This is a genomic window from Vibrio aerogenes (assembly GCF_024346755.1).
GTDB classification, from domain to species: Bacteria; Pseudomonadota; Gammaproteobacteria; order Enterobacterales; family Vibrionaceae; genus Vibrio; species Vibrio aerogenes.
This window is the reverse complement of record NZ_AP024861.1, coordinates 3,383,075-3,407,695: the sequence shown is the minus strand read 5'-3', so window position 1 is coordinate 3,407,695 and position 24,621 is coordinate 3,383,075. Positions and strand designations below refer to the sequence as shown.

The following is a 24,621-nucleotide window of genomic DNA, read 5'->3' as shown; positions in this document are numbered from 1 at the left end:
TTTTATTTATCAACAAGTTTTATGTCTATCATTTCCTTATGAATTGACGTCGTAAATTGATACTCACCCCAAAAGTTTTGTATGCGTTACATCATAGAATTATCAATAGAAGCGCGTGCTGTGCCGGATATTGACGGAATGCTTTCGTTCAGATTATTTTATATAAAACCAAATGCATAAAAGAGTAACTTTATATGAGAATCAAACGAACCATTTCCATACTGGCTGGCAGTATTCTGGCAGCGACACAGACGGCATCCGCTGGCAATATTCATTCTGAAGTTGCAAGGATCGTCAATGGCTCGGAGTCATCCACCAGCCAGTGGCCCTTTATGACTGCGCTGGTGATGAAAGACACGAGTGCAGCTATGAGCCAGTTTTGTGGCGGGAGCTTTATCGGCGGGCGTTACGTGTTAACGGCGGCGCACTGTGTTGAAGGATTAAAAGCCGGGGAGATCGACGTGTCGATCGGTCTCACGCATTTGAGTCAGGAAAAAACTGAAGCCCGGCGTGTGGGCGTTCAGGCCATCTATACGCATGATGACTATGGTAACAGCGCGAACGATATTGCTGTGCTCGAATTGGAAGAAACCGTTGATGCCAGCAGTATTGCGCTGGCCAGTCAGGCTGATGCCGGTGCGCTTATCGCCGGGGATGCGATGACCGTGATCGGATGGGGAAATAAATCAGCGACCGGCAGCGACTTTCCGGAAACTTTAAACTATGTCTCCATGCCTTTTGTTGATTTAAGCACCTGTCAGGCGTTGGGCGGTAATTATGCCGGTATCGGTGAAGATTCATTGTGTGTGGGCCTGAAACAAGGTGGTAAAGATGCTTGTCAGGGAGACAGTGGCGGCCCGCTGGTTCGTGAAGTGAATGGTCATTATAAACAGTTTGGTATCGTCAGCTGGGGCGCGGGTTGCGCGCAGCCTGATGCTTATGGTGTATATACCAATGTGGGGTACTTTTCCGGCAATGGATGGCTGGGGAAATTTACCAGTGGGGTCAGCTTTACGCAAAAAACAAGATTGACCGCCAGAAATATTAATTCTGCACTGAGATTACCTGTTCGTAACCTGGGTTCGGAGCCGTTTGAGATTACCCGGATCGAAGCACCGGAAGGGGTATTTATTGTCGGTAATTCATGTTTCTCGACACTTTATCAAAACAGCGATTGTGAGATCGATGTGAAAGTGAATCCTGATCTGGTTGATCCGGATGTAAATACAATCTCTGTTCAGGTTTATACCAGCCATTCAAAAGCAGATGAATTGAAAATGAATTTAATTTTTGCCCAGTAATGACCCTTCTGTAAATAATATAGCCAGTGTCTGACTGGCTATTGATAAAATAAAACCGTACTTACTCATCTTTTTATAAATATACCCAGGTGACCTGAGTAATGCATCTTCAGGTTATATCGGTATATAATATGTCTTTAAATATACGTCAGTTTTATATGTCAGGATGAAATAATAATATGGTTGAATTTTCAAAACCGGACGTGGATAAATATTCCCACAGCACCGTGTCCGGAACCGGTTATCTCGCCTACCGGGATATCGGTCAATTAATTAAAGCGCTGAATTTAAATCCCGGACGGGCATTAGATCGCCGCCAGAAAAAGAAGGTGGTCATCATCAGGTATTACTGAAGAGCATTGTTCTGATTGTGGAGGATGTGTACTGGTATCTCCGATACCATGAAGCGACAGGTTTCAACTGATAAAATAAAGCTAGATTTGAAGGCATTTATTATAAAAGTTAATTTTTCTATTGATGAATATATGGATTCACTATATTTTTATTTAGTAACCAATAAATAGAGATAAATCATGGAGAAATATATTGATGTCAATGGACAGAAAATTCGTCTTACACAAGAGTTGATTGATGAAAATCCGGATATTCTTAATAAAATAGATGGGAAGTCAGCTTATTTTGCTGGCCGTGCCAGAGGCTGTTATGACCTTGAAAAAATTAATTACACGATTAGGAAACAGGAATATAAATACATACTTCCTCTGACAGTTATGTTAGTGATGGTGATGATTACCAGTAATATATTATCGAGTAAATTAGTCTCACTGAATGGATTTACCATTACCGGTGGTATGTTTGTTTACCCCTTATCTTATATTTTTGATTATATCATTACCGATGTTTATGGATTTCAATATGCCCGCAGAGTGGTATGGAGTGCATTTTTCTCCATGGTTTTTTCCCCTTTTGTATCTGGCTGGTACTGATTCTGCCTCCTTCTCAATTCTGGCACCTGCAGGAATCCTATGAGATCGTGTTTGGTAATATGATCCGAACCTATATCGCTTCGGCTATTACATTCGTAATTTCGTTTATGATTTCAAGCTATGTGTTTCAGAAGATTAAGGTGAAGAAGCGTGGCTTTTTATTTCAGCGTATCTTTCGTTCGCTATTCATTTCAGAAATGATTGCTGTTGGGTTATTCTGTTTTATTGCCTTTTATGGTGTTTGGCCCATGATTGATATGCTGCATTTTCTGGTGTTCTCTTTCTGTACCAAGGTATTGTATGAAATCATCATGTACCCCATTGTGACCAAGCGGGTAATTCTCTGGTTTAAGCGTGCTGAACAAAGTGACATGCTCGACAGCCAGACCAATTTTTCACCCTTCCGGTGGGAGATTGATTACAGTGAAGAGAATAACCTGTTTAAAGCCTGAAGCGCTGATCAGAGCGGTTCTGCCTGAAGGCCCCCGCGTCGTTTTCGGCGCGGCGGGGCTTTTAGCTTTTATATGGCAGCTATATGGCGGTGTTCACTGTATGGGGTGACTAACCGTATTGTGTGACTAACCGTAATGAGGGACTAACTGTATTGAGGGACTAATGTACCGCCGGGAATAATTCGCTGGATCGTTTCGATTAACTGCTCTTTTTCTTCTTTGACCATGTGACTGGTGTCAGAGGTCGCCGGATTCAGCTCTAAGAAGGCAACCTTACCGATCATGTCAATCCGGGAAAGATCATACACATTTTTGAAAAAGTTCAGGCTTCTGATTTCTGTCGGATTCTTCAGCCCGATATCAATTTTGTTATCCACCACAAACAGGCAGGTATCGCCGTTTTTCATATTAAATGATTTCACATCCGGGTCGACAATCACCACATTGCCCTGATTCAGGTACTGGCCGGTAAAAGCACCATCATTGCGGATACCGATCAGATGTTTGCTGTCCGGAATAAAGTCAACCGTCATCACGAATCCAGGGGCAATGACGTGATGAATGATATCCTGACCACTGATTAAAGGAATCTGAGTACCACCCGGCTCTTTTTTAATCATTTCATAGAGCGAGGTCTTGAAGAGGTCACACAGCAGCATGGCTTCAACCAGAGATAATTCATGCTGACCCGACAGAATACGGGAGATGACCTGTCTGGGAAGCCCGGTTTTCTGGTGTATCTCATCTGCACTGAGTGAGGCCGCGCTGATCTTATCGATGACTTTGGTGATAAAAGTCTGACTGGCGGCATGCAGGTCTTCTTTGGTAAGTCCGGTGAGGGCCCGGTTATCTTCAATGCCGTATTCCAGCCATTCCGGTGTGACATCCAGTGCCAGCGCGATATCAACCACCATTCTGGTTTTCTTTGACTTGCCTGTACCGAGCTTGCTCAGAAAAACCGGATTCGTATCGAGCCTGCGGGCCAGTTCCCGCTGAGAAATGCCTTTTTGTTCGAGCGCCCATAAAAAGCGTTCAGCCATGGTTTGACATTCAGCACGTTCCATCGGAAATCTCTAACATATTCATGTGGTTAATGAACTCTTTAAGAAGGTCGCATCTGAAATGCAGCATTGAATCAGAAAATTAATTATATCATATGAATCTGGTTGATATTAAGTGTGATGAAAAATATAATCGTGATAACTTAAGTAATCACTTTAAACTTCACTGGTCGGGCATGGGAAATATGGATTTCGAAGAACTTAAATTCTGGTTTGAAGTCGTGCTTCGCAGCGCAGTTCCGGCAGATGGTAATATTCTCACTCCGGAAGAGAAAGCTGCTCTGGCACAGAGCTGCCGGGTGCTGGCCCAAACTGCTCAGCATGTGGCGGATAAAGTGACCGAGCAACGATAATCAGCCAGCTTTTCTGCTGGCTTTCTCAGACTGTTTCAATATCAGGCCAACAAACACGGCGCTGGCCGAAGTTTTCATACTATGCTTTTTTCATACTATGCTTTAAGGGAAGTGAATGATATTTGGTTGATTTAACGGAAAACATTCATGATTGATAGTATGACAAAAGGAGAATGAATTGTGATTGATCACCTCAGTACGTATGCCACTGACTTTGATGCGACAAAATCATTTTATGAAGCTGCTTTTGCTCCGTTGGGTTACTCATTACAGATGGAATTTGTTGCTGAATGGAACCAAAGCTTTCCGACCCAGAGAATGTGTGCCTTTGGTCCGGAAGATAAACCGGCCTTCTGGATTATCGAAACGAAAAAAGAATTTACCCCGCGGCACACGGCTTTTTCTGCTAAATCCCGTGCTGAAGTTGAGCGATTTTATGAGCAGGCTATGGCGCACGGTGGAGAAGATAACGGCAAACCGGGATTGCGGCCGATGTATCATGAAAATTACTACGGTGCGTTTGTCATTGACCCGGACGGCAATAATGTAGAGGCGGTCTGCCATGCGCCAGAATTGAATTCGTTGCTGTAACTATGTTGCCGCCCGGCAATTCAGAGATGGCAAAAAATCGTCACTTTTTACCGATCTTCTTCTAACAGGTGACGAATTTCCGTCAATGTCCTCAATTTAACCGTATATATGCGATAAAGATCATCTTATTGATCATGCACTTGTCATCAAACGGAAACAAAAAATAAAAAACACTGTCTGATTGGAATATAACTTGCAGGTTATTTTTTGCTCAAAATTAACCGGTGGTTCCGGATGTAGTGCAGGAGGTAAAGCTATGCTCAAGCAATTAATCGGTTCTCTGCGCCATTTTTCCCAGCGTCGGAAAAATGATGTCAAAAGAGGTGTCTATACCAGTGAGTTTGCGGCATCACTGGTGCGCTCTTATGCTGACAGTATGATCAAAGCGATGCGCATGATTGGTGAAGAAGCACATATTGCAACGATTCAGTCTGAAGCGAATAAACAGTGTTGTCTGGTCTGCCCCAGCTATAAAGCCGGTTTTAAAAAGAGTAAAAAGGTTAAACCCGGAAAAAAGCACATCCCTTTACCTGGTAACTCTTTACCATGTTAACGTGTCGGACGAAAGTATTTGAAGAGGGGCTGACGCCGTCCGGGTAAATGGTATCAGTCTTTTCATTTCGATATCGTCCGAAAACGCTGATGCCGGGATACTTGTGGTTATTTAATTACCTGACTGTTTTGATTTGTAGATATGGTATTTCCTGTCAACGTTTTCTATCAGGAATGTAATTTGCTCGATACATTCGATAAGTGCATGGTCGGAGATACATATTTCATGTCCATCAAAGTCAAAGCCATTTCGATGTACTAAATGGTGGCGATGACTTGGTGAATAAGAATCGCTATCAGTAATCATTTGGCTGATACTCTACGGCTATTTCACACTTAAGCTGGTTTTCGTCGCCTGCTGCTGTGACGGTCATTTCCCAGTCAACCCCGGATGGTGTGGAGGAGACCTGAACTGAGTATCTGTTGCCGTCATGATCTTCAATACTATCACTGTTCTGGTTTGTAATTTCCTGAATTCTTCCTGTAAATACAGGAGAAGGGATACTGACAGTTGCTATTTCTTTTCCATTACGGGTTATCAGCAGATATCCACCTGATACTGATGGTGGACAACCTGTATCTTCAAATCTGATTGTCATCATAAAATCCTGATCCTGATGGTTCGTTGCGAGCATTATATACCCATGTGATCTCAAGATGCAGGGTTCAGAGCGCTTCATCAACAGATCATTTGGGGATACCGAATCATTGGTTCATGATAATCAGTTGAATCATCGATGTCCGGGTATTGTGCTTGAGTTTGTGGGATATCTTTTGCTGTATCCTTTTGAACCGTCACGAATGAGTATGATTAAATGTCAGATTTGTCACATCAATAATCCCGCTATCACTGCGGACTGGCTTCCACCTCAAAACATTCGGCAAAGCTGGTGCAGGTGTCGCAGCTGGGGGAGCGGCAGACGTAATCGCCTCCGCTGCTGCAGAGCTGACGATATAAAAAACGTTTCCAGCGCATGTTTTTATCATTGCGTGCCTGCAGCTGCGGATAATAAAAACCAAATAGCTGTGTCAGCTTTGGGCGCTCTGGCATACCCAGATCCCGCCACAGGTGTTGCGTCCCGAGGCAGGCGAAGCTGAGAACAGTTGTCATCAGTGCTGAAAGTGGTTCCTGTTGGTTTCGGTATTGATTGAGTAAAGCGACCAGATCCTGCCGCTCGGTCTGCCGTAGTTCGGCCAGTTCAGCGAGCAGCTGACGTTGCGGATGCTGATGACTGAATTCTGCAGGCGGGGAGATGTGAAAGATGTGGCATGTTCGTGAAAAGTCTCCGGGCGACAGCCCCATATATGGCGGCAGTGCGGTCTTGTCACTCAGGTAAGCCTGAATGACCGGCGACCAGAATTGTCCTGCACCGGTCTTGGTTTCAGTATGGGCTTTTGTAACCATAATGGCTTCTGTGACCATAAGGGCTTCTGTGTTCATCAACGCATCTCCCTGACAATGCCGGTTAAGCTGCCGGCCGGGTTGACCGGGCGGGCATGGCTGTCAATAATCGCCTCTTCAACCGGACAAATTGTGGCGCACTGCGGTGTATCAAATTTTCCGAGACAGCCGGTACAGCGTTTGCTGTGAATGTGGAACTGATTGTCGTTGTCGCAGTCCTGATAGACAGCCTGACTTGGACAAACCAGAGAACAGGCATGGCATCCGACACATTTATCAGTAATTGCATACTTCATGATCACCTCGTTCTGTGGATGTCGTTGTGTTTTGCTGTGACTGGTTTATCTGATCCTGAATCATTTGCGGTAACACTTCATGCGTGGCCTGATAAGCAAAATCGACATTGGGCCGGACGCCCAGTTTTTCCAGCTGACGCCATGGCGTGATTCCCATGCGGGCACACAGCACCATATCGCAATCAGAGACTGACCGGATGATGCGTTCTTTTTCATCAAAGTCATCGTCGCAGTGCTGATCGCTACAATACTGGCTGGTGGAACGGTTTTCGATAAAACCGAAGTGGCCGCTTTGTGCAGAATACTCATAAATTTCAAACCACTTTGCATGACCGAAGTGCGTGTTGATCAGGCCTGAATCATCACTGGCGGCGACAGCAATCCGCAGCCGGGGCGATGATGTCGTGTTCTCTGCCATCTCCGGATGTTCGGGGGATTCACTGGATGAGGAGCAACCGCCGAGCACGCCAACTGCGTCTGCCCGGCATTGCTGGCAGTGTGTCATTTGCGGCATATAGTCACCTGACTCAGTCCGGGCTTGCGCCAGCTCTTCGTCGGTGGGGCCTCTTTGATGTGTCAGACCAAACCAGGTGCCGTGAGCCGGGTCTGAAATCAGCGGCATGATATTATGCAGCAGCGCGCCATGTGCTTTGACTGCTTCGGAGACGGTTTTGATGTGATGATCATTGACACCCGGAATCAGCACGGTATTGACTTTCACCAGCATGCCGGCATCTGCCGCTGCTTTTAAACCCGCAAACTGTTGTTCAATCAGCGTTTTTGCGGCCTCTCTGCCTCTGAGTCTCTGATGATTGAAGTAAATCCACGGATAGATTTGACTGCCGATGTCCGGGTCGGTGCAGTTGATCGTGATGGTCAGGTGACTGACGCCCACGGCAACCAGTTCGTCAACATAAGGGGCCAGCATCAGTCCGTTGGTTGAAATACATAACTGTACGTCAGGATCTGCCTGCCTGATTGCGGTCAGTGTGCTGAAAGTTGCGTCCGGATTCGCCAGTGCATCGCCGGGACCGGCAATACCGACCACGGTTAAGTTGGGTGCCCGTTTTTTTATCGTGGCAAATTGTTTGAGTGCGATATCAGGAGAGGCAACGCGGGAAACCACGCCCGGCCGGGATTCATTACTGCAATCGTATTTACGGTTACAGTAATGACACTGAATATTACATGCCGGGGCTACAGGGAGGTGCATCCGGGCGTACTGATGAGCGTTTTTCGAATAGCACGGGTGTTGCGCTATTTTTTCCTGCACCTGTTTTGACAGAAAATGGCGGATTTCAGAAGAATGCGTATCCCTTGCCCGCACGGGTGTGTTTGCTTCCATAAACACCTCAATAATTAATCCATATCCAAAGAGTAACCTCTGGACTGTTGCAAACCTTGTGCCTTGGCTTAATTGATTGTTTTTAAAGTAAATTGCATGGTTTTAAAGTGAATTGTATGGTTTGTGTCAGCAGGTTTTGTCAATCATTGTCTGGTTTAAGACAATGATTGACAGCCGGAAGTTGTCAGATTTGTTTCATTTCAATATTCATGATTTGAATCCGGTAAGCAATTTGTCTGGGGGTCATATTCAACAGCCGGGCTGCTTTAGCTTTGACCCATCCGGAACGTTCCAGTGCATCAATCACCATTTCCCGTTCATCGTTAAATTGCTTTTCTTTATTGATACTGGGCAGCTCATTCAGCGGCGTTGAAGTGAATGACTGTGGCGCGGGGGAAGCCGGTCTGGTTTGCGCCGGGAACATAGGTTCAACCTGATTAAAGATGATCAGTTCCGGGCTGATTTCTCCGGATTCACTTAACACAGAAGCCCGTTCCAGCGTGTTTTCCAGTTCCCGGACATTACCGGGCCAGCCGTAAGTCATCATGGTCCGGATGGCGCTGTCGGTAATCGTGAGTTTACGCCGTTGTGCTTTGCCGATTTTTTGCAGCATAAATTCGGTCAGTTCGGGGATATCCTGAATTCTCTCCCGTAATGCCGGTAAATGCATCGGCATCACATTGAGCCGGTAATACAAGTCTTCACGGAAATTGCCGTTGGCGACTTCCTGTTCCAGATTTCTGTTGGTGGCTGCAATAATCCGCACATCAACACAAATGGTGGAGGAACCGCCGACCCGCTCAAATTCCTTCTCCTGTAATACCCGGAGCAGCTTGGCCTGAAACGCCGGGCTGGTTTCACCGATTTCATCGAGAAAAATAGTGCCGTGATCCGACATTTCAAATCGGCCTTTCCGCTGTTTGACTGCACCGGTAAATGCGCCTTTTTCATGGCCGAACAGTTCAGATTCCAGCAGGTTGTCCGGCAGTGCAGCACAATTGAGTTTGATAAAAGGGTTGGCTGCACGTGGTGAGTTATAATGAATGGCATTGGCGACCAGCTCTTTGCCCGTGCCTGATTCTCCCCGGACAAGCACGGTTGAATCCCAGCGGGAAACCAGCCGGATTTGTTCGAAAATCTGCCGCATTGACTTGGTGTGTCCGACCAGATTTTTAAAGCTGTAATTGTTTCTGACTTTACGCCTGAGCCCGTCGCGCTCACTGACCAGCTGTTGTTGCTGGGTCTCTATCTGGTGGGCTAACTGCACGTTGCGGGCAATCAGATTGGCGGCCATATCGAGAAACCGGGTCAGCATGGTAATGGCCTGATCATCGAGATTCGGTGGCTGGGCAGACAGGGCACCAATTACCTGATTATTGGCATCTTTGAGGGGAACGCAGACAAAAGGCTTATCGTAGTCATACAGGGCCAGTTTGTCTGCAAAACGCATATCCTGCCCCAGATTTCTGATCACCATGGAGCTGCCCTGACGGAACACTTCGCCGACAATTCCTTCACCGACTTTGTAGTGCACGGGCTTTTGGCTGATATTCACCCCGGAAGCGGGGGAATGAACGGATTTAACCAGCAGGATATCCCTGGACTGGTCGAGAATGGTCAGCATGCCGCATTTGAGCTGGCACTCCTCATGGAGGATTTTCAACACGTTATCTGTCGTGTCACAATAATTGAGGCTACTGTTCAGAACGCAACTGATATTGTACATGGCTGCAAGCAGCTGACGCTCTAAATCTAATGATGAATAAGAGACTGTCATAACTGTTTACCACCCGTTCACCGGAAATGTAATGAGTACTTTGGCACCGCTCAGCTGCGTGCTGTGCGTCATCGCAATGGTTGCTGCATGTTCGTTTAATACCTGCTGAACGATAGATAAACCAATCCCCCGGCAACCGGACTGGTGTTTGGGCTTGGTACTGAAAAACGGATGAAAGATTTTCATCTGAATCGCTTTGGCAACGCCGCCGCCTGAGTCTTCAACTGCCAGATGGACGTCATGATCTTCAACATAGGTTGTGATCTGTAAAATACGTTCCTGCGGATTCGCTACCTGAATGGCGTCGATTGCATTATCGATCAGCTGTTTGAGGGCCAGCACCAGGCGGTGAGGCATGCCATGAATCACCGGTAGTGACGGGTCGAGGTTCAGATTGAGATGCGTCGAAGACATCAGCAGCTCGTCGGTACTGATGGAGGTGGCATCTTTGACAATCAGGTTGAGATTGACCGGCTGAAAGGCTTCGGATGTCCGTTCCGGAATCGCCTGTTTGATATCATCCATGGCATGAACTGCGGTGTTCATCGCTTCATCCATCGCAACCAGTCCGGGGCAGGCGGCGTTGGTTCTTTTGAGAATATTGATCGCCGACTCAATCATATTAAACGGCCCCTGAAGCTGGTGCAGGGTTGCCATCAGTGCTTCCTGCATTGCATGCACATATTTGTTATCACGGGTCATGAGTTTGACCGAGTTAATACGCCTTTCCTCGACCAGCAACTTTTCACGGGTTCGCTCATTAATGGCAACCACAATATAGAAGCCCTGTTCCCGGTTGAAATAGGTTTCTGCGGTGGTATCTGAAACCGGTATTTTTACCAGTATGAAATCAAACCACCGCTCATGGGCTGGTCCCTGATTACCGATATGAATACCCTTATATTTCTGGGTGTCGCTTCCCATAAACTCTTCCAGCGAGTCATACCCGTAATCATCATTGAGTGTATCGAGCAGCAACTGAACCGGCGAGGTATGAATATTATCCTTCATCTTCTCAAAACGTTCATTTTTGAAAATAGCCCTGTGTTGCTGGTCAACTAAAGCAATCGCCATCGGAGCGGCATGCAGCACCGCTTCAAACATGAGTGACTGGTTTTTCTGGTGGAGTTGCAGATGATGTTCTTCGGTAATGTCTTTGTGGATGGCGTAGTAGCGGATCTCTCCATGGCCATTGTTGATGCGTGAAACCGACATATCAGCAATATAAGGGTCGCCGTTTTTTTTCCGGTTGAGGAGCTGTCCCTGCCAGTGGTGTCCCTGTGTGATGGCAGACCAGAGTTTTTCATACACAGAACGGGGCGTTGCTTTATAAGAAAGCTTTGAAGAATGCTGGCCTGTCAGCTCTTCATGACTGTAGCCCGTGATGTTGCAGAAAGTTTGATTCACAAAAAGAATGTTTCCCGACTCATCCGTGATGCTGATGGCAACCGGGGCGTTGGAAACAATCTGCGCAAAGACTTCTTCGCCGAATGCCGGGGAAGGGGTCTGTAACATAAGCGTATCTGGTTGTCCCATAGAAGCTTTCCTTAGCAATGATGATTAACCTGAGTGACCTCAAGATGATCTGTCTGTTTTCCTGACTGGTATTCGCTCTCCTGAATTGTGTTGAGTGTGAATGGTATAAAGTGGTTGTTTATTGCTCTGTTGATTTATCTCTTTGCATATTTATTTTTCTGTATATTTATTTCTCTGTCTATTTATTACACTATGCATATCTTATTCCACTCAATGCACGGATTGGCTTCTGTGCCGCACCAGTGCTGATAACAAGGCTTAAAGTGAAGCTTTGTTTGATTCAGGACAAATCTTCATCACCTATCCGTTTTTGTCTGCTTTACGACAATTCTGAATATTCGCGGCAACCCTGTCTGTTTTTATGCAACCCAACGTGATTTCAGGCGATGACGCGACTTGATGGTGCATTCATGCACAATGGCACAGCTCGTGCAGAAATGTCCCTGAGAACGAACATCGCAAGGACTATCAGCATGACCGATGGATTGATCATTATGCTCAGTGCGGCATTCGTAAATAACGTGGTTCTGGCCAAGTTTTTAGGTTTATGTCCGTTTATGGGCGTTTCAGGCAAGGTCGACAGCGCTCTCGGGATGGGCATCGCCACGGCATTTGTGCTGACGTTTGCTGCCGCAACGACCTGGATTCTGGAGTTCGCTGTTTTAAGACCGCTCGGGCTGGAATTTATGCGCATCATCACTTTCATCTTAGTCATCGCTGCCGTGGTGCAGTTCACCGAGCTTTATGTCAGAAAAGCTTTTCCGGGTTTATATCAGGCGCTGGGGGTTTATCTGCCATTGATTACCACCAATTGTGCGGTACTCGGTGTGGCTTTGCTGGCGGTTCAGCAGGATTATTCTTTTGTCTCAGCGGTGATGTTCAGTGCCGGATCTGCATTTGGGTTTCTGGTGGTGATTACGCTGTTCGCCGGGTTGCGCAGCCAGTTAAGGCTCAGTCATGTGCCGGCTGCTTTTAAAGGAACGCCAATCGCGTTTATTACCGCAGGCATTTTATCGATGGCCTTTATGGGTTTTTCAGGAATGGCCTGACAGGGAGGTGGGTATGATCTTATCGTCATTTATATTTTTCGTGATTATGGGCGGCATGCTGGGAACTGCGCTCGGTTTTGCTGCAATCGTTTTTAAAGTCGAAAGTGATCCGCTGGTGGATCAAATTGAAAACCTGTTGCCCGGCGGTCAGTGCGGGCAGTGTGGTGAGGCGGGATGTCGCCAGGCTGCTGAAAAAATGGTTTCCGGGGAACTGAGTCCCGATTGCTGTCCTCCGGGCGGGGCTTCGCTGGCACTGAATGTGGCGGATATTCTGGGCGTATCTGTCGAGATGAGCGAGGAAGATAAACAGTGGGTGGCGGTGATCGATGAATCAGGCTGCTCGGGCTGTGGCCGCTGTTTTAAAGCGTGTCCTTTTGATGCCATTGTCGGTGCACCCAAGCAGATGCATACCGTGATTCAGGACATTTGTACCGGTTGCAAGCTGTGCAGCCAGTCCTGTCCTCAGGCTTGTTTGACGATACAGGAAATTGAACCAGATTCTGCGACCTGGTACTGGCCGAAGCCAAAACAAGTGGCACTGGTATAATCAGCGGGAGCATTGATGATGAATTTACTTCACCTCCGCCGTCCTTTTTCCGGCGGCGTCCATCCGGAATCTTTTAAATCTCTGACCAATGATAAGCACATTGATCGTGGGTTCTGGCCGCGGCATGTTTATCTCTCGCTGCAACAGCGAAATGGAGCCAGACTGACGCCGCTGGTTGCGGTGGGCGACAAAGTGAAAAGGGGACAGCTGGTTGCTGTCTCGCGCTCTGACCGGGTGGCACCGGTTCATAGCTCTGTGAATGGCATTGTGACCGCAATTACGGCGCATATTACGGCGCATCCGGCACGGGTTAAAAGTGACACTATTGTGATCCGGGCGAATGAAGATCGCTCGTGGGGGGAGCTGATTACCGGTGCTAATCTGGCAACGGTGGATGATGAAACCATTATCGAGCGGGTCAGTGAAGCCGGGATCGTCGGACTGGGCGGGGCGGGGTTTCCGACCGGGCTGAAGCTGAGATCGGCAAAACGTAATCAGGTGGATACCGTGATTTTAAATGGCGGGGAGTGTGAGCCATACCTGACCAGCGATGATCTGACCATGCAGGAGTATGCGGCTGAAATCATTGTGGGTGCCCGGCTTATCTTAAAAGCTTCCGGTGCCAAACGGGTGTTAATCGGTATTGAAGATAACAAACCATTGGCATTTCAGGCAATGTTTTATGCGGCATCAGAGGATGAAGATATCCATGTGCAGAAAGTCCCGAGCATTTATCCGATGGGATCTGCCAAACAGTTGATCAAAACGCTGACAGGAAAAGAGGTGCCAAAAGGTGGCAGCTCCAATCAGATTGGTGTGCTGGTCAATAACATTGCGACGTCCCGTGCGGTTTATCATGCGGTACGTTTCCGTCGCCCGCTGGTGACGCGGGTGATTACCGTGTCCGGCAAAGGGATTGGTGAACCCCGCAATGTGGAAGTGCCGGTCGGGACGCCGGTCAATGAAATTATTGCCTACTGTGGCGGTATGTCTCAGGAGACCGAGAGACTAATTTTCGGCGGACCGATGATGGGGCAGGTGATTTCATCGCCGCATGTCCCCGTTGATAAAACCGTCGGCGGATTACTGGCACTGACAGAAGATGAAGTGGTGAACAGTCATCAGCATCAGGAATGTATCCGCTGCGGGCAGTGTGTCCGTGCCTGTCCGATGGGGCTGATGCCTTTTCAGCTGGCGGCTCACACCCGGGTGTCTGATTTTGCCATGGCGAAAGAGCTGGGGGTGTTGAGCTGTTTATCCTGCGGCGCATGCAGCTACGTTTGTCCGTCACATATTCCGCTGGTGCAATACTTTATGCATGCCAAAGGTGCAATTTGGGCCAATCATCAACAGGAGAAAAAATCAGCCCGCGCCAAAGAACTGACCGAGGCAAGGAAACAGCGGCTGGAAAAAGAGGAAGCCGAAAAACAAGCGGCGAAGAAAAAGAAAGCAGCGCAGAAAAAGCCAGCAGCCCGGCCAAAACGTCCGGCCCGCCAATCTGCCAGTGCTGAAACGGTTGTCGCCGAACCAACGGCTGTCGCCGAACTAACGGCTGCACCACAGCGCCCGGTAAGACCGGCACGCCCGGCGAGAAAACCCAGAGGGGAGAAAATACAAGCCACAGCCACACCTTCTGCGGCAGAGGCTGAGGTGACAGAAACGGAAAAAGAAACAGTGACTGTGTCGCCACGCCCGGCCCGGCCACCTCGTCCCCCGCGTCATCCCCGGAACCGGATGAAGCTGGAAGCTGTGACTCAGCCAGAAGAAGTAACCGCCATGGAGGGCAACAATGATTAATTTTGAACCGGCAACCGGGCCTTTTGCCCACAATAAAAACAGCAGCATCCGGATCATGTATACGGTGATTGCGACGCTGCTTCCTGCCACGCTGTTTGGCTTTTATCAGTTCGGATTAAACAGCATCCTTGTGGTGTCAACCTGTATGGCTGCGGCGATTCTCACTGAGTGGGCATGTTTGGTGGTGATGCAGAAAAAGAGCAGTGCCTGTATGGATGGTTCTTCGGCATTAACCGGGCTGTTACTGGCGATGAGTTTACCGGCTTCTCTGCCGCCATGGATGTGTGTGTTTGGCAGTGCATTTGCCATTGTGATTGGTAAACAGATTTATGGCGGACTGGGGCAGAACCTGTTTAATCCGGCGATGTTGGCGCGGGTGATGCTGATCATTTGCTTTCCGGTGGAGATGACCCGCTGGGCGACGCCGGCACCCGTCGATTTCAGCGATAATCTGGTCCGGGTGTCAGCCGGATGGCTGCACTTTGATGGAATGACTTCAGCGACAGCGCTGAGTTCTGAGCGGACAGATCCGATTCTGTTATCACACGTTTTTTTCGGTCAGCAGGCCGGTAGTCTGGGAGAAACCAGCAGTCTGTTGATTCTGCTGGGCGGCATCTGGCTGATTTACAAAGGCATCATTCACTGGGCGATTCCGGTCACCTTTTTGCTGGGATTACTGATTCCTGCCGCAATTGCTCATGTGATTGACCCGCAGCATGCACTGCCGGTGCTGGTCCACCTTTTCAGTGGCGGTGCCATGTTGGGTGCGTTCTATATCGCGACCGATCTGGTTACATCACCAACCAGTGTGAAAGGGCAAATGTTATATGGTGCCGGATGTGGCTTTTTGATCTGGCTGATTCGGGCGTTTGGCAGCTACCCCGAAGGTGTGGCGTTTGCCGTGTTAATCATGAACTCCGCCAGTCCGCTGATTGATCATTACCTGCGGCCGGGGATTTTTGGCAGCCATTCAACCGCGGGGAAGTAAGTCATGATGGACAGAGTAGAACAGTGGAAAGATAAAATCAGTTATCAGAGTGGCTTGCTTGCCGCCGCCTGCGGGCTGGCTGCGCTGCTGCTGGTCGGGACTGAGGTTGTGACCCGGCCGGTGATCGCCATGAGAATTTCAGAAGACCAGAATGCGCTGCTTGATCAGGTTTTGGGCGGAAAATTGTACGCCAATGATGTCTTCCGGGATGACCATCAGGTGACCTTTCAAGGGCAGATCTTTCATATTTATGAGGTCAAAAATGCTCAGGGGCAGCTGACACATCATGTGATCAAGGGAGATGAAGAAGGTTACAGTGGCCCGATCAAGTATTTGATTGGCGTCGACCTGAATGGTGTGATTCAGGGCGTCAGAATCATCAGTCATACCGAAACGCCGGGGCTGGGAGATAAAATTGAGCTGGAAAAAAGCAACTGGGTGCTGAGCTTTAATCAGCGTTCGCTGCGCAACACCCCGGTATGGGCCGTCAAAAAAGATGGCGGAGATTTTGATCAGTTCAGCGGGGCAACGATTACACCAAGAAGTGTGGTCAGAGGGATTCACAAAGCCATGTCAGCGCTGAGTGAGTATCAGGGAATGCATCAGGCGCAGGGAGAGAGCCATGAATAAAGATAAACGCAGCGTCTATTCTCCGATTATTCAGGATGGACTGTGGCACAACAATATCGTGCTGAAACAGTCACTGGCGTTATGTCCTCTGCTGGCGGTGACCAGCAGTGCGACCAACGGGCTCGGACTCGGTCTGGCGACCACGGCGGTGATGATCATGGCGAATCTGCTGAATTCGCTGGCCAGTGGCCTGATCAGTAAAGCGGTGCGGATTCCGGTGAATGTGATCATTATTGCGACTCTGGTGACCCTGATTGATGCGATTTTAAATGCCTGGCTGCATCCTTTGCATAAAGTGCTGGGGTTGTTTATTCCGCTGATTGTGACCAACTGCGCCATTCTGGGCCGGGTGGAATCCTTTGCCAGTAAAAATGCCCCACTCCCTTCGGTGACCGACGGTGTGTTTATGGGCATTGGTTTTACCTGGGTGCTGACTGTTCTTGGCGGCGTAAGAGAAGTGCTTGGCAGCGGGACTCTGTTTTCCAATGCCAGCTTATTGCTCGGCCATCATTTTGCATTTCTTGAAATGACGGTGATACCAGATTACCGGGGATTGCTGTTGATTATCCTGCCGCCAGGCGGGTTTCTGATGCTGGGTTTGTTGTTAGCGGTGAAGCAAAAAGGTGAAATTCTGGTGCGTCAGATGAAAGCCACGGCTGCATTAACGGCAGAAGGAGACCGGCTATGAAAGTGAGTGTGGTTTATGCAATGCCCTCGGAACAGGTCTGGATTCCGGTTGAAGTCGACGATGAAGCCACATTGCTGAGTGCGATTCATCAGTCAGATATTCTCAACATGTTTCCGGATATTCAGCTGGATACTCAGAAGGTTGGCGTATTTGGCAAGGTTAAGCCGCTGGATAATCTGCTATCGCCCGGCGACCGGGTTGAAATTTATCGTCCCATCACATGGAAGCCGGATGATGAAGATGACGATGATGACGAATAAATTGTCCGGTTTACGACAATTTGTTGGTTTTTATGAATTGATGTTCTTATTTTTCATGAGGTTATGTCAGGTACGGCGCTTGCAAAGTATCTTTACAGACACAGTTTTTCAGAACCTTTTTTTCAAGGAGTGAAGCATTATGGCAAAGGTTGGAATATTTTTTGGAACAGATACAGGCAGTACCCGCAAAGTTGCAAAGCAGATGGCAAAACTGTTAGGTGATCTTGCCGACAAACCTAAAAACATTAACCGGTGTGAGGCTTCAGATTTAGAAGCGTATGAGTATCTGATTCTGGGGACACCAACATTGGGAGACGGACAACTGCCCGGATTATCGGTCGATTGTCAGGAACAAAGCTGGGAAGAGTTTCTGCCCAATTTTGAAGGGCTGGATTTATCAGGGAAAAAGGTCGCTTTGTTCGGATTAGGTGATCAGGTCGGCTATCCGGATGAATTTGTTGATGGTCTGGGAGAGCTGTATGACTATGTTGCCAACTGTGGGGCGGAAATCTATGGATTCTGGCCAACTGAAGGCTATACGTTCAATGCTTCCAATGCGGTCGATGAAGACGAGTTTGTCGGGCTGGTGATTGATAAAGACAATCAGTCCGGAATGACGGATCAGCGGGTGACCGGCTGGATTGAACAAATCAGGGCAGAGATGGTGTTGTAAACGAATCATCACCCACTCAGGTCATCAATAAAAACCAGAATAATTTCATCATGACATATAAGCGGCAATCTGCCGCTTATCTGACTTCCTGTTTGATTTCATGTCATACCATTCTAAGTAATTTTCTGATCTGGATATATCTGGTTCCGCAAACCGCTCAAGCCATCCATGCCCTTGTATGTTTGCTCCACCAGACATATCCAGATGATCAGTTTATTTTCCAGATTGGTATCACGCAGCCCACACGAGTGAAACCATCAGATGTATTTTGATCAATCCGGAGACGGACGGGGTCGTGTCGTGTGATGTCTGATTTTGACACAAAAGCAAAGTTTCCGGCTTTATATCTGATATGTTAGATTATAACAATTGGATTGATTGCCGGTTAGGAATATGACAGCTGAAAGGATCAGCCCGCCATTAATTGCCTGTCAGGAGTGCGGCCTTGTTGTGGAGGCGACAGCGCTTGATGAAGGTCAGAAGCTGCTTTGCCCGCGATGCCGTCACCGGCTGACATTCAGGGTACTTCAGCCATCCCAGCGGGTGGTTGCGTATTCGGTTTCCTGTCTGATGATGCTGATTCTCAGTATCTCATTTCCGTTTATGTCGTTTAGTGTCAAAGGACTATCGCAGGAAATTACCTTGTTTCATGCGGTGGAAATGCTTGACCAGTTCAAATACTTCCTGATTGCCTTTGTGCTGCTGGCAACCGTTCTTATTTTACCGGCCATTTATATCAGCCTGATTTTGTATCTGTATCTCAAAGCGGGGAGTGCGTCTTCTCATCTTTGCTCAGAGCGTCAGCGCCGGCGTATCCGGTTACTTTGCCGGGTGCTTTTCCGGGTTGAACCCTGGCTGATGGTGGATGTTTTTCTGATTGGGGTGTTAGTTAGTCTGGTGAAAATTTCTTCGCTGGCAGATATCGGTTTAGGCAGCTCTTTCTGGGCATTTTGTGTTTATAGTGTGTTGGTGGTGAAATGTGTTTCGCTGATTGATCGCTTCTGGCTGTGGAACCAGTTTATTCCGCCTCAGCCGGTTGAAGGGGTGAAAGCTGGTGATACGCATTTGGATGGCAATCATACGTCTTGTCATGTCTGCCATCAGATTAATCCTGAATCCGCAGGGAAACATACCGGCTGCATCCGCTGTGGCAGTCTGCTGCATCCTTATCATCCGGAACTCAATCTGCAGCGTTCCTGGGCTTTGCTGGTGACATCGGTTATTTTTTATATTCCGGCCAACCTGTATCCGATGATGAATACCGTCAGTTTTGGTTCCAATACCCCGACGACAATTCTGGAAGGGATTCTGTTACTGTGGGATATGGGCTCTTATCCGGTTGCTGTGGTGATTTTTATCGCCAGTATGTTCATTCCGCTGGCAAAAATGTTTATCTTGGGGTGGTTATTCCTGTCGGCAAAAAAAGCGCAGTCGTTACCGGGCAAAGACGTCATGCAACGTATAAAAATTTACCGGATGACTGAATTTATCGGCCGTTGGTCGATGGTGGATATTTTTGTGGTGTCACTGATGGCTGCACTGGTTCAGTTGCAGAACCTGATGGCTGTCTATCCGGGGCCAGCGGCGGTCTCATTTGCAATTGTTGTCATTTTTACCATGCTGTCAGCGATGGTGTTTGACCCGAGAGATTTATGGCAGAACCCTTCTGAAAAAGACAGTGGAGAGCATGTTACCAGAGACGATGCCACCAGAGAGCATGCCACCGGATACCATGTTACGTCGAGTATGGGAGAGTTTAACGGGATGAAAGAGAATGAGCGATAAACAGTTACAGGGCAAAGTAAAAAATCAGACTCAGATATCCGCTATCTGGATTATTCCGGTGATTGCGATGTTGATTGGTGCCTGGATGCTATTTCAGTTCATCTATAGTACGGGGCCGGAAATAACTCTGAAGATGCAGACAGCCGAAGGGATTAAAGTCGGTAAAACTGAAATTCGTTCACTGAATGTAAAAGTCGGGATCGTGACCGGGGTAAAACTGAACGAAAATTATGATTCGATTCTGGTCACAGCCCGTATGAATAAAGATGCCCGGCGGATGTTGAAAGAAGATTCTTTGTTCTGGGTGGTCAAACCACGGGTGGGCAGCGAAGGCATCTCCGGGCTGGATACCTTGCTGTCCGGTGCTTATATTCAGCTTCAGCCCGGCCGGGCTGAAAAAGAAAAGCGTGAATTTACAATTCTGGAGCAACCGCCGGTTGCTCCGGCAGACGCCAAAGGCTTGCGGATCGTGCTGACCCATGAACTGGCTGGCAAACTGACGGTTGGTGATCCGGTGATTTATAAAGGTTTTACTGCCGGCCGGGTGGAAAAAGTGACATTTGATGTCGCCCGGCAAAAGGCCTTTTATGAGATTTTTGTCTTCCAGCCTTACGATGATTTGATTCGTAAAAATACCCGTTTCTGGATTAATTCAGGTCTCAGTCTTGATATGGGAACTGAAGGGGTGAAGCTTCATTTTGATTCGATTGAGAGCCTGATTTCCGGCGGGGTCAGTTTTGGGGTGCCTGAAGGGGAAGACCCCGGTGAGGTGGTGACAGAGCAACGCACCCGTTTTCGTTTATTCGATGATCAGAAGCAGATGAATGAAGAGCGTTATAATCAATATATCGAATATCTGATGTTCTTCAATGAATCGATTCGGGGACTGAATGCCGGTGCGCCGGTCGAATACCGGGGCCTGCGTATCGGAACCGTGAAAAAGGTGCCGTTCAGCCGGGCGAGACAAGATTATGATTTTCATTCAACGCAAATTCCGGTGTTAATCCGGATTGAACTGGAACGCATCTATGCGGCGCGTCAGACGTTGCCGGTTGAACGGTTTAAGAATATGATTCGCAAAGAGTTTTCCGCCGGACTGAGGGCCGAGCTGAAAACCGGCAGCCTGCTGACGGGGGCGTTGTATATCGGTATTGATTACAATGAACCGGATAAAGTATACAAACCGTCATTTTTTGAAGGGTATGAAATTTTCCCGACCAAACCCGGCGGTTTTACCGAAGTACAGAAGCAGTTTACCGATTTGCTGAAAAAGCTCAATCATCTGCCGCTGGACGAAACGGCTGACTCACTGAACCGATCATTGAAAACGCTGGAGAAATCGCTGGCATCATTTAATCAGGCGACACAAAGTGTGCAAAAGCTGATTGATAAGAAAGAGACCCAATCGCTTCCGGCTGAAGTGCAGGCCAGTTTACAAAAGATTCAGCAAACGCTGGATGGTTTTAGTCCCGATTCCACGGTTTATCAGGATCTGGATGGTGCACTCAAGCAATTTGAGCAGGCGATGGTTGAGCTGCAGCCCGTTTTACGACAAATTAAAAATAAACCGAATTCGCTGGTTTTCGGCGATGAGCAAAAACAGGATCCTGTACCGGCAAAAGGAGCGAAGAAATGATCAGAGATTGGATTCGGCAGTGCTTTCTGATCTGTGGGCTGGTGGTTTTGGTCACGGGTTGCAGTCATCAGGAGAATGTTTCAAACCAGATGTTTCTGTTGCCGGTCAATCCGCTGCCGCCGGTTGCGCAGCAAACCGCGCCGCTGCTGGTGGTTAAAACCGAGCTGGCGGATTATCTCAATCAACCCGGCCTGGTTTACCGGACGTCACAGACGCAGGTGATTCAGGCCCGCCATAATCAGTGGGCCCAGCGGATTTCAGATCAGATTACGTCCCGGATCATTCAGGATTTACGCTCAAAGCAAACCCGTTACTGGCCGGAAGCCATGAGTAATGATCCTTTGACCGGTAAGCCTTTGCGTTTAATTGTCCGGATTCAGAAGTTTAACGGAGTCTATACCGGTGAAGCTGAGATTGCCGGAGAATGGACACTATTAAACCCAACCGGGCAGCGCATCCGGAATCATTATTTTGATCTTCATATTGCTTTGAAAGAATCCGGATATGCAGCGTTAGTGAGTGCATTGTCTGAAGGGGTGGGGCAATTTACGGATTCTCTGTCCAGTCAGCTCTGAGGCCCGGCCTTGGGCGTCAGGTTTATTCTTCCGGCCGGGTTCCCGGCCTGTATTGATGCCAGCATGTGAGTTTGGTTTTAGCCTGGCTCTGAAACCAGTTAATTTTCGCTGAACATGCATCTTGAGGTCATCTGGGTATATATCAATTTATTTTTCCGAAGGTATTTTATTTTAATAAATGGTTTTCATTTTAATAAATAGTTTTCATTTGGCTTTTTCAGATATTTCACTTTTGCGCGTAGAATATATTTAATATTTATCAAGTTTTTCGTATGGTTATTTTTTTGAATTTTGAACAATTTAAAATTTAACACGTAGTTTTGCTGATATGAATATTAACCAAAGCTGGACACTCTTTTCTGATGATAATGTTAATATTATAACTGACTAAAATTACAGGTAATTATTGCTTTTATTTCAACTGATTAATTAATTGGTATGTTACTTGTTTTTTATTAAGATAGTCAGGGAAACATTATGGTCATTCATTTGACCGTAAACATCATTATAAATTCCAATCTTCAGTCTTGTTGACCCGTTTAGCATGAATTTCAACGTCAATAAGTGATAAAAGGAATTAGATAATGATAAATAAAACGAAGCAATCAGAGCAAATTTCAAATATAGATAAAGAGGATGTTATTTCATCCGGTCAGTTATGTTACCCCATATTGGGACATTCAGACACCGCAGAACGTCTCCGGCAAAAAATGATGTTTGCCTCTGAAGTGAATTTTCCTGTATTTATTTCAGGCGAATCAGGATGTGAAAAACGGGATATCGCTTACCTGATTCACCAGAACAGCAGCCACCGCTTACACCCCTTTATCTGTATTCCTGCCAATGTTCATAATCCGGGAACTTACCGGGAAAACGTATTGAGATGTATCGAACTGGCCAAAGGTGGTGCTGTTTATTTTGAAGAAATTGATAGTCTGAAATCCGTCTTTAAAGATGAATTGATTTTTCTGTTTTCAATGGATGTGATTCAGGAAAAACTCAGGAAAAATCAGGTTCGGTTGATGGTCTCCTGTACCGAATCGCTCGAATCTTTTGTGCTGCAACCTCAGTATCTGTCAAAAATACTGGGACCTTCAGTGCTGCAGCTGAACTTTCATTTACCGCCTTTACGGGAAAGGGCTGAAGATATTGAATATCATATCGAATTTATCAGCCGCTCTTTGAATAAAAAAATGCATCTGACACCAGAAGCGATGCATTTAATGCGGCATTATGAATGGCCGGGTAACATTGAGCAATTACAACATGTGCTGCTATCTCTGGCTTCACTGCCTGAGCCAGTTGTAACGGTTCATGATGTCTTGAGTTGTGGTGTCAGGCCGCGGCAGTCCAGGACTGCCGATATTATTGATTGCCTGCTGAATCAGCATCTTGAACCTTTCCGGCATTATCATCCGGCTCTGATCAAGGCACTCCACTTTCTCAGCCAGAATTATCAGGAAGATATCTCGCTGACCCTGATGTCAGAAGCCAGTTATACCAGTGCTTCTCATCTATCTTATTTGTTTCGTAAACACCTTAAAGTGTCGTTTAAAACGATACTTTGTCAGGTACGGGTACGTTTTGCTCAGCAATTAATATCCGAGAATACCCATATAAAAATTACAGATGTCTGCATGAGCTGTGGTTTTGGTGATCTCAGCCACTTTGAGAAAATGTTCAAGCGTTATATCGGATGTACACCGCGGCAATACCGGAACAGTCAACGGGCGGAGAAACATGATTTGTCATCAGAACAGTACGTTGCGTAATCTGCTGGCTGAAATCCCGGAAAATCTGACAGAGTGAATTCTGCATTATGATCTCACTTGAGTCTCTCAGATGAAACACGCTCTAGGGTCAACAGATCCTGAAGCGTTCAGATATGCCCGGAGAAACTGTATGTGCATGTTTTTCCGGGCATATTTTTTTACTGACATGCATTGACAATAAATTGACATAACTTTGCAATCAAAACCGAAACACGGCATCAGGCCTTGTATGGTAAGGGATGAGGTGGTTTGGAAATGCAATAATGCCCGTTTCCCCTATGAATAGCGTCATATTTTTGATGAACTTTTATGTGATATGTCTCTCTAATCTTGTGAGTATTCTTTAACTTGTTATTTTTATCTTAATTTGTTCTCCTGATTTCGAGCCGGCATTTGCCGGCTTTTTTTTCATGTCTGGCAGTGTTGTTCCCTGAGTCGCGGGAGCTTCCGCAATCATTCAATTTTTGTTTAACCCATAACAATATAAACTCAATTGCATATTATCAATAATCATTCCTTTTATTTATGATTTCTCTTCCATCAATAGAAATTGGCGATTTAATCCGTATTGTTTTCTGTATATACATTTAGTTGCTTATTGCTGATGA

The 24,621-nt window shown here is 47.1% G+C and carries 24 protein-coding genes and 1 pseudogene; 18 read left to right on the top strand and 7 right to left on the bottom strand.

All coding sequences use genetic code 11. The features are described 5' to 3' along the window. Positions 1-194: 194 nt before the first annotated feature. The 3 genes and pseudogenes from OCV29_RS15015 (at position 195) to OCV29_RS23675 (ending at position 2,700) form a co-directional block, all read left to right on the top strand. Entirely contained in the window at positions 195-1,301 is a 1,107-nt protein-coding gene (locus tag OCV29_RS15015; protein WP_073602659.1) for a S1 family peptidase, read from the top strand. A 179-nt stretch (positions 1,302-1,480) separates the two neighbouring features. Then, positions 1,481-1,654, top strand: coding sequence for a hypothetical protein (locus OCV29_RS15010; RefSeq protein ID WP_175561512.1), 174 nt, complete (start codon positions 1,481-1,483; stop codon positions 1,652-1,654). 180 nt (positions 1,655-1,834) lie between these two features. After that, positions 1,835-2,700: pseudogene (locus OCV29_RS23675) on the top strand (queuosine precursor transporter). A gap of 143 nt (positions 2,701-2,843) precedes the next feature. Here the strand turns inward: OCV29_RS23675 and OCV29_RS14995 are convergent. After that, positions 2,844-3,764, bottom strand: a complete 921-nt coding sequence (locus tag OCV29_RS14995; RefSeq protein ID WP_073602658.1) for a helix-turn-helix domain-containing protein — start codon at positions 3,762-3,764, stop codon at positions 2,844-2,846. A 182-nt stretch (positions 3,765-3,946) separates the two neighbouring features. On the opposite strand from OCV29_RS14995, the gene OCV29_RS14990 reads away from it, so the two are divergent. The 3 genes from OCV29_RS14990 (at position 3,947) to OCV29_RS14980 (ending at position 5,258) form a co-directional block, all read left to right on the top strand. Continuing rightward, on the top strand, positions 3,947-4,114 hold the full coding sequence (locus OCV29_RS14990) for a hypothetical protein (RefSeq protein ID WP_175561511.1): 168 nt from the start codon (positions 3,947-3,949) through the stop codon (positions 4,112-4,114). A gap of 180 nt (positions 4,115-4,294) precedes the next feature. Further along, positions 4,295-4,705, top strand: coding sequence for a VOC family protein (locus tag OCV29_RS14985; protein WP_073602656.1), 411 nt, complete (start codon positions 4,295-4,297; stop codon positions 4,703-4,705). A gap of 256 nt (positions 4,706-4,961) precedes the next feature. Continuing rightward, positions 4,962-5,258: a hypothetical protein gene (locus OCV29_RS14980; protein ID WP_073602655.1), complete on the top strand. Its 297-nt coding sequence runs from the start codon at positions 4,962-4,964 to the stop codon at positions 5,256-5,258. Positions 5,259-5,553: 295 nt separating this feature from the next. Here OCV29_RS14980 and OCV29_RS14975 read toward each other — a convergent pair whose 3' ends face one another. The 6 genes from OCV29_RS14975 to nifL form a co-directional block, all read right to left on the bottom strand. Beyond that, positions 5,554-5,859, bottom strand: coding sequence for a hypothetical protein (locus tag OCV29_RS14975; protein ID WP_073602705.1), 306 nt, complete (start codon positions 5,857-5,859; stop codon positions 5,554-5,556). Positions 5,860-6,104: 245 nt separating this feature from the next. Then, positions 6,105-6,698 carry a nitrogen fixation protein NifQ gene (locus OCV29_RS14970; protein ID WP_084193239.1) on the bottom strand — a complete coding sequence of 198 codons (594 nt, stop codon included), beginning with the start codon at positions 6,696-6,698 and terminating at the stop codon, positions 6,105-6,107. Continuing rightward, complete coding sequence (locus OCV29_RS14965) at positions 6,698-6,955, bottom strand: 4Fe-4S binding protein (RefSeq protein WP_073602654.1); 258 nt, start codon at positions 6,953-6,955, stop codon at positions 6,698-6,700. The genes OCV29_RS14970 and OCV29_RS14965 overlap by 1 nt, the downstream gene beginning before the upstream one ends. Continuing rightward, positions 6,936-8,300, bottom strand: coding sequence for a nitrogenase cofactor biosynthesis protein NifB (nifB, locus tag OCV29_RS14960; protein WP_073602653.1), 1,365 nt, complete (start codon positions 8,298-8,300; stop codon positions 6,936-6,938). The genes OCV29_RS14965 and nifB overlap by 20 nt, the downstream gene beginning before the upstream one ends. A gap of 184 nt (positions 8,301-8,484) precedes the next feature. Continuing rightward, complete coding sequence (nifA, locus tag OCV29_RS14955; RefSeq protein WP_073602652.1) at positions 8,485-10,077, bottom strand: nif-specific transcriptional activator NifA; 1,593 nt, start codon at positions 10,075-10,077, stop codon at positions 8,485-8,487. 6 nt (positions 10,078-10,083) lie between these two features. Further along, entirely contained in the window at positions 10,084-11,613 is a 1,530-nt protein-coding gene (nifL, locus tag OCV29_RS14950; protein ID WP_073602651.1) for a nitrogen fixation negative regulator NifL, read from the bottom strand. 473 nt (positions 11,614-12,086) lie between these two features. Here nifL and rsxA point away from each other — a divergent pair, with 473 nt between their 5' ends. The 12 genes from rsxA (at position 12,087) to OCV29_RS14890 (ending at position 24,013) form a co-directional block, all read left to right on the top strand. Continuing rightward, positions 12,087-12,662 (top strand): electron transport complex subunit RsxA, encoded by a 576-nt coding sequence (rsxA, locus tag OCV29_RS14945; RefSeq protein ID WP_073602650.1) that lies wholly within the window; start codon positions 12,087-12,089, stop codon positions 12,660-12,662. A gap of 13 nt (positions 12,663-12,675) precedes the next feature. Further along, positions 12,676-13,209, top strand: a complete 534-nt coding sequence (locus OCV29_RS14940; protein ID WP_073602649.1) for an RnfABCDGE type electron transport complex subunit B — start codon at positions 12,676-12,678, stop codon at positions 13,207-13,209. 15 nt (positions 13,210-13,224) lie between these two features. Continuing rightward, the gene (gene rsxC, locus OCV29_RS14935) at positions 13,225-15,006 is read left to right on the top strand and encodes an electron transport complex subunit RsxC (protein ID WP_073602648.1); all 1,782 of its coding nucleotides are present in this window, start codon (positions 13,225-13,227) and stop codon (positions 15,004-15,006) included. Continuing rightward, complete coding sequence (locus tag OCV29_RS14930) at positions 14,999-15,994, top strand: RnfABCDGE type electron transport complex subunit D (protein WP_073602647.1); 996 nt, start codon at positions 14,999-15,001, stop codon at positions 15,992-15,994. The genes rsxC and OCV29_RS14930 overlap by 8 nt, the downstream gene beginning before the upstream one ends. 3 nt (positions 15,995-15,997) lie before the next feature. After that, complete coding sequence (locus OCV29_RS14925) at positions 15,998-16,624, top strand: RnfABCDGE type electron transport complex subunit G (protein ID WP_073602646.1); 627 nt, start codon at positions 15,998-16,000, stop codon at positions 16,622-16,624. After that, positions 16,617-17,312: an electron transport complex subunit E gene (locus OCV29_RS14920; RefSeq protein WP_073602645.1), complete on the top strand. Its 696-nt coding sequence runs from the start codon at positions 16,617-16,619 to the stop codon at positions 17,310-17,312. The genes OCV29_RS14925 and OCV29_RS14920 overlap by 8 nt, the downstream gene beginning before the upstream one ends. Beyond that, a complete protein-coding gene (locus OCV29_RS14915; RefSeq protein ID WP_073602644.1) occupies positions 17,309-17,572 on the top strand; it encodes an RnfH family protein in 264 nt (87 codons plus the stop codon). Before OCV29_RS14920 ends, OCV29_RS14915 begins: the two co-directional genes overlap by 4 nt. A gap of 139 nt (positions 17,573-17,711) precedes the next feature. After that, positions 17,712-18,245 carry a flavodoxin gene (locus OCV29_RS14910; protein WP_073602643.1) on the top strand — a complete coding sequence of 178 codons (534 nt, stop codon included), beginning with the start codon at positions 17,712-17,714 and terminating at the stop codon, positions 18,243-18,245. Positions 18,246-18,638: 393 nt separating this feature from the next. Next, the gene (locus tag OCV29_RS14905; protein WP_084193237.1) at positions 18,639-20,030 is read left to right on the top strand and encodes a paraquat-inducible protein A; all 1,392 of its coding nucleotides are present in this window, start codon (positions 18,639-18,641) and stop codon (positions 20,028-20,030) included. Next, positions 20,020-21,666 (top strand): intermembrane transport protein PqiB, encoded by a 1,647-nt coding sequence (gene pqiB, locus OCV29_RS14900; RefSeq protein WP_073602640.1) that lies wholly within the window; start codon positions 20,020-20,022, stop codon positions 21,664-21,666. Before OCV29_RS14905 ends, pqiB begins: the two co-directional genes overlap by 11 nt. Beyond that, on the top strand, positions 21,663-22,241 hold the full coding sequence (locus OCV29_RS14895) for a PqiC family protein (RefSeq protein WP_073602639.1): 579 nt from the start codon (positions 21,663-21,665) through the stop codon (positions 22,239-22,241). The genes pqiB and OCV29_RS14895 overlap by 4 nt, the downstream gene beginning before the upstream one ends. A 584-nt stretch (positions 22,242-22,825) precedes the next feature. Next, the gene (locus OCV29_RS14890; protein ID WP_073602638.1) at positions 22,826-24,013 is read left to right on the top strand and encodes an AraC family transcriptional regulator; all 1,188 of its coding nucleotides are present in this window, start codon (positions 22,826-22,828) and stop codon (positions 24,011-24,013) included. The last annotated feature ends 608 nt before the right edge of the window (positions 24,014-24,621 follow it).